The 4,703-nt window shown below is 67.7% G+C and carries 3 protein-coding genes and 1 pseudogene; 3 read left to right on the top strand and 1 reads right to left on the bottom strand.

Going from position 1 to position 4,703, the window contains the following annotated elements; genetic code table 11:
* Positions 1-129, bottom strand: a pseudogene (locus HF519_RS33635) (GTP 3',8-cyclase MoaA); the annotation flags it as partial.
* A gap of 599 nt (positions 130-728) precedes the next feature.
* Between HF519_RS33635 and HF519_RS29390 the strand changes: the two are divergent.
* From HF519_RS29390 to HF519_RS29400, 3 genes are read left to right on the top strand one after another with little or no spacing between them, the layout of a single operon-like run.
* Positions 729-1,610 (top strand): FAD binding domain-containing protein, encoded by an 882-nt coding sequence (locus HF519_RS29390; protein ID WP_169416225.1) that lies wholly within the window; start codon positions 729-731, stop codon positions 1,608-1,610.
* Entirely contained in the window at positions 1,607-2,152 is a 546-nt protein-coding gene (locus HF519_RS29395; protein ID WP_246245416.1) for a (2Fe-2S)-binding protein, read from the top strand. The genes HF519_RS29390 and HF519_RS29395 overlap by 4 nt, the downstream gene beginning before the upstream one ends.
* The gene (locus tag HF519_RS29400; protein WP_211170759.1) at positions 2,149-4,530 is read left to right on the top strand and encodes a xanthine dehydrogenase family protein molybdopterin-binding subunit; all 2,382 of its coding nucleotides are present in this window, start codon (positions 2,149-2,151) and stop codon (positions 4,528-4,530) included. The genes HF519_RS29395 and HF519_RS29400 overlap by 4 nt, the downstream gene beginning before the upstream one ends.
* Positions 4,531-4,703 lie beyond the last annotated feature (173 nt).

Consider the following 4,703-nt stretch of genomic DNA (forward strand, 5'->3'; position numbering starts at 1 on the left):
GCAGCGGTCGGTCAGCGAGATGCGCAGGTCGGTCGCCACCCGGCCGAACCCGTCGATCAACCGGGGGTCGTCGGGGCGGGCCGGGTCTCGGGTGATGGACCCCCGCAACGCCGGGAGGCCGAGCTCGATCTTGGCGGTCAACAGGCGATCCTCTCGGGGAGATCAGGTTCCTGCGTCGATGGGGCGCTGGCGGGGGTCACGCACGCCGGGGAGAGATTGCTCTGCCGCGCTCGCCGGTCGAATGCGCTGTGTATACCACCGTTCGCGCTGTCGGTGTAGCCGATGCTGTCGCCAACGAACTGCAGTAAGCGACGGGTGCCGGTAGGCCAAGATGGCCATACGAAACGACAGGTTCTGTACACACGTCCACAGGGCGCTGTGCTCCCGATCACCCCCACGGGTGATCTCTGATTGTTCGGTAGCATCTGACGGGCCCGTACTCGGCAGTAGAAACCCATTCCCAGGGCCGTCCTCGTCGGCTTCCTTCCCCAGTACGTTGCCGCTGACGTGCTGAGACTTCGCGCAGTGTTCGGGGAGGTCGCTGAGGTGCCGCCGGTTGGGCCGGTTGGCGCCGGCGAGAGTCGGTTGACGGCCACATCCAAGCGCGTATACATTCCCGCTCGACCGTGTATACAAACTACCACGGGGCGTGCCAATGCTGCGCTCGTGGCCAGTTGGCGAGGTCGTGCTGCCCGAAGTCGGGTTCGTTCCCCGTGTTGGAGGTCAGATTGAAACCCGCCCCATTTGCCTACGCCAAGCCGGAATCGGTCGACGAGGCACTCGCAATCCTCGCCGAGCACGGCGACGAGGCGAAGGTCCTCGGCGGTGGCCAGAGCCTGCTGCCACTGCTCAACATGCGCCTTGCTCGTCCGTCCGTTCTCGTCGACCTCGGTGGTATCGCGGAGCTGGCCGGTATCACGAGCAACGGCTCCATCTCGATCGGTGCAATGACTCGCCAGGTGGAGGTCGAGCAGTCGGCGGAGATCGCGTCCGCACTGCCGATCCTGCCCGCCGCTCTGAGCCATGTGGGCCACGCCGCCATCCGGACCCGTGGAACGTTCGGCGGCAGCATCGCGCACGCCGATCCCGCGGCCGAGCTCCCGACGGTGTTCTCCGCGCTGGAGGGCGAGGCGGTGATCGCCGGACAGTCCGGGAGCCGGACCGTCGGGGCCGACGACTTCTTCACGACCTACTTCACGACCAGTGTCGGAGACGACGAGCTCCTCAAGGAGGTCCGGCTGCGTCGACTGACGCCTGCTGACCGGTGGGCCTTCCTCGAGGTCGCGCGCCGGCACGGTGACTTCGCGCTGGTCGGCGTAGCGGTCGTGCTCACCACCGACGGGGATGGCCCGGACGCGGTCTGCAGCAAGGCGCGGATCGCGCTGAGCGGCGTCGCCGACGTGCCGGTGCGGGCCAAGGCCGCGGAGGCGGTCCTGGAGGGCGCACGACTGTCCGAACAGGACGTCATCGCCGAGGCGGCAGCCGTCGCGGCCTCGGCCTTCAACCCGGAAGGCGACGTACACGCCTCTGCGGAATACCGCAAGGAAGTGGCGCAAACGCTCGTCAGGCGAGCCGTCGCCCAGGCTATCGAGACAGGAGCTCGTTCATGACGCTCAGCACCACGAGCGGGGCTGTCAGCGCTGACGCCCGCATGATCACCATGACGGTGAACGGCAAGGTCCGGAAGGGCCTGGCCGAGCCCCGTCTGTTGCTGACCGACTTCATCCGGCACGAGCTCGGCCTGACCGGGACGAACGTCGGCTGCGAGCACGGTGCCTGCGGCGCCTGCACGATCCGGGTCAACGGCCAGATCGTTCGCAGCTGCATCATGTTGGCGGTCCAGGCGGACGGCGCCGAGGTCGAGACGGTGGAAGGGATTGCCGTCAACGGGGAGTTCAGCCCGTTGCAGGAGGCCTTCCACGAGGAGCACGGCCTGCAGTGCGGGTTCTGCACCCCCGGAATGCTGATGACCGCTCAGGTGCTGCTGGACAAGAACCCCGACCCGACGGAGGCGGAGATCCGGGACCACATGTCCGGCAACATCTGCCGCTGCACCGGATACCAGGGAATCATCAACTCGGTTCGATGCGCCGCGCGCAAGCTGCAGCAGAACTCCACCGCCGACCCCGCAACCAACGGGAGTGCCCGATGACCCTGATGGAATCCGCGCCGGCGGAGACGGGACGGCCGCAGAAGTACGTCGGCTCGCGTGTGAAGCGGGTCGAGGACCGCAGGATGCTGCTCGGGCAGAGCAAGTACCTGCCGGACCTCGAGGTGCCCGGGATGGTGCACGCCGCGTTCCTGCGCAGTCCGCACGCCCACGCGAAGATCCTGAGCATCGACACGACCGAGGCGCAGAACCTCGAGGGTGTGGTGGCCATCTTCACCGGCGCCGACATCGCCGCGCACACCAAGCCGCTGGTCTCGGTGCTGCAGCGGCCGGAGAGCGTCGCCTGCACGAAGCCGCTGCTGGCCGTGGACAAGGTGCGCCACGTAGGTGAAGCCCTTGCGGTCGTCATCGCCGACTCTCGCTACATCGCCGAGGACGCGATCGACCTCATCCAGGTCGAGTGGGAGGTCCTGCCGGCGGTCACCGACGCGGAGGCGGCGATCGCCGACGGTGCCCCGCAGCTGCACGACGACATTCCCAACAACAACATCGGGCACATCGAGTACACCCACGGCGACGTCGAGAAGGCCTTCGCCGAGGCCGACCACGTGTTCAGCAAGCGACTGCACACGCACCGGCACATGGCGGCGCCGATGGAGACCCGCGGGGTGCTGGCCTCCTACGACGCCGCCTCCGGCGACATGACGATGTACAGCTCGACCCAGATGCCGCACTTCATCCGGACGCTGCTGGTCCCGGTGACGGGGTTGAAGGAGAGCCAGTTCCGCGTCATCTCGCCGGAGGTGGGTGGCGGGTTCGGGCAGAAGTGCCATGTCTTCGTCGAGGAAGCGGTCATCCCGGTGGCCTCGAAGCTCATCGGGCGCCCGGTCAAGTGGGTCGAGGACCGGTACGAGAACCTCGCGGCGAGCGCCCACGCGAAGGACGTCATCGGCGAGCTCGAGATCGCGGTCACCAAGGAAGGCAAGATGACCGCTATGCGCGCGCGGTACATCGGCGACGGCGGGGCGTACTCGATCTATCCATGGACCTCCCTCATCGACGTCCTGCCGGCCGCGAACACCACGACCGGCATCTACGACGTGCAGAACCTGTCCTATGTCGTGGACGGCGCGCTGACGAACAAGTGCCAGACCGGTGCCTACCGGGGTGTGGGCTGGACCCCCGGGCACACGCTGCGTGAGGTACTGATCGACGAGATCGCGGCGGAGCTGGGGCTCGATCCCGTCGAGTTCCGGCTCATGAACGTGATCCCCTCCGAGCCCTACGTCTCGGCCTCGGGGATGAAGTACGACGGCGGCAGCTACCGCGAGTCGCTCGAGCTGTCGGCGAAGATGCTGGACTACGAGGGCTTCCGCACGCGGCAGAAGGAAGCCCGCGCGCAGGGACGTTTCATCGGCATCGGCTTCAGCCCGTTCGTCGAGCCGACGGCCTGGGGTTCGCACGTCGCCAAGGCCAACGGCTTCCCGGCCGAGTTCTACGACAGCGCGAGCATCCACATCGAGCCCGACGGCTCGGTCGTCGTGACCAACGGCCTGCAGAACCACGGTCAGGGCCACGAGACCAGCCTGGCCCAGGTCGCCGCGGACCACCTCGGTGTGCGCCTGGAGGACGTCCGGGTCATCGAGGGCGACACGGGCCGCGCCGTCTACGGCATGGGCACCTACGCCAGCCGCAGCGCGGTCATCGGCGGCGGCAGCATCATGCGGGCCGCCGCCGACGTGAAGAAGAAGATGATCCAGATGGCGGCGCACGCCCTGGAGGTGAGCCCCGAGGACATCGACCTGTACAACGGGGTGGCCACGGTCAAGGGCGTCCCGAACAAGTCGATGACCGTGGCGCAGATCGCCGGGATGGCGCACTTCGGCGGTGCGGCCCGCCCGGCCGGTATCGAGCCGGCGCTGACCGCGACCCGCTCCTACGACCCCCCGGAGACGTACACCAACGGGGTGACCGCGGTCATCGTCGAGGTCGACCCGGAGACCGGCCTCGTGGAGATCCTCAGGTGCGTGGCGGTCGAGGACTGCGGCACCGTCCTCAACCCGCTGATCCTCGACGGTCAGGTGTGCGGCGCCCTTGCACAGGGATTCGGGGGCGCACTCTACGAGGACCTGATCTACAACGAGGAGGGGCAGTTCCTCTCCGGCAGCCTCGTCGACTTCCTGTTCCCGGCGGCCACCGAGATGCCCGCGGTGGAGATCGCGCACATCGAGACACCCTCGACGGTCACCGAGGGCGGTATCAAGGGCGCCGGGGAGGCCGGGACCATCTCCGGCGCCGCCGCCATCGGCAACGCGGTGGTCGACGCGCTGCGCGAGTTCAATGTCAAGGTCGACCAGATGCCGATCCCGCCCAACACCATCCGGGAGATGATCCGCAAGGCGCAGGCCGCGCGTGACTGAGTGAGGCGGACCCGCTGAGTTCACAACGAAGGCCCCGGCAGCACGGGGCGGATTCAAGGGGTCGTTGCAACACCGCTGGTAGGTCAGGCGGACAGTAGTTGACGCAGACGCTCGGCTGGAGTTTTCCAGCCGAGCGTTTTGCGTGGACGCCCGTTGAGCTGTTGGGCGACGTG

Origin of the sequence: Pseudonocardia bannensis (assembly GCF_012911875.1) — a bacterium.
GTDB lineage: Bacteria > Actinomycetota > Actinomycetes > Mycobacteriales > Pseudonocardiaceae > Pseudonocardia > Pseudonocardia bannensis.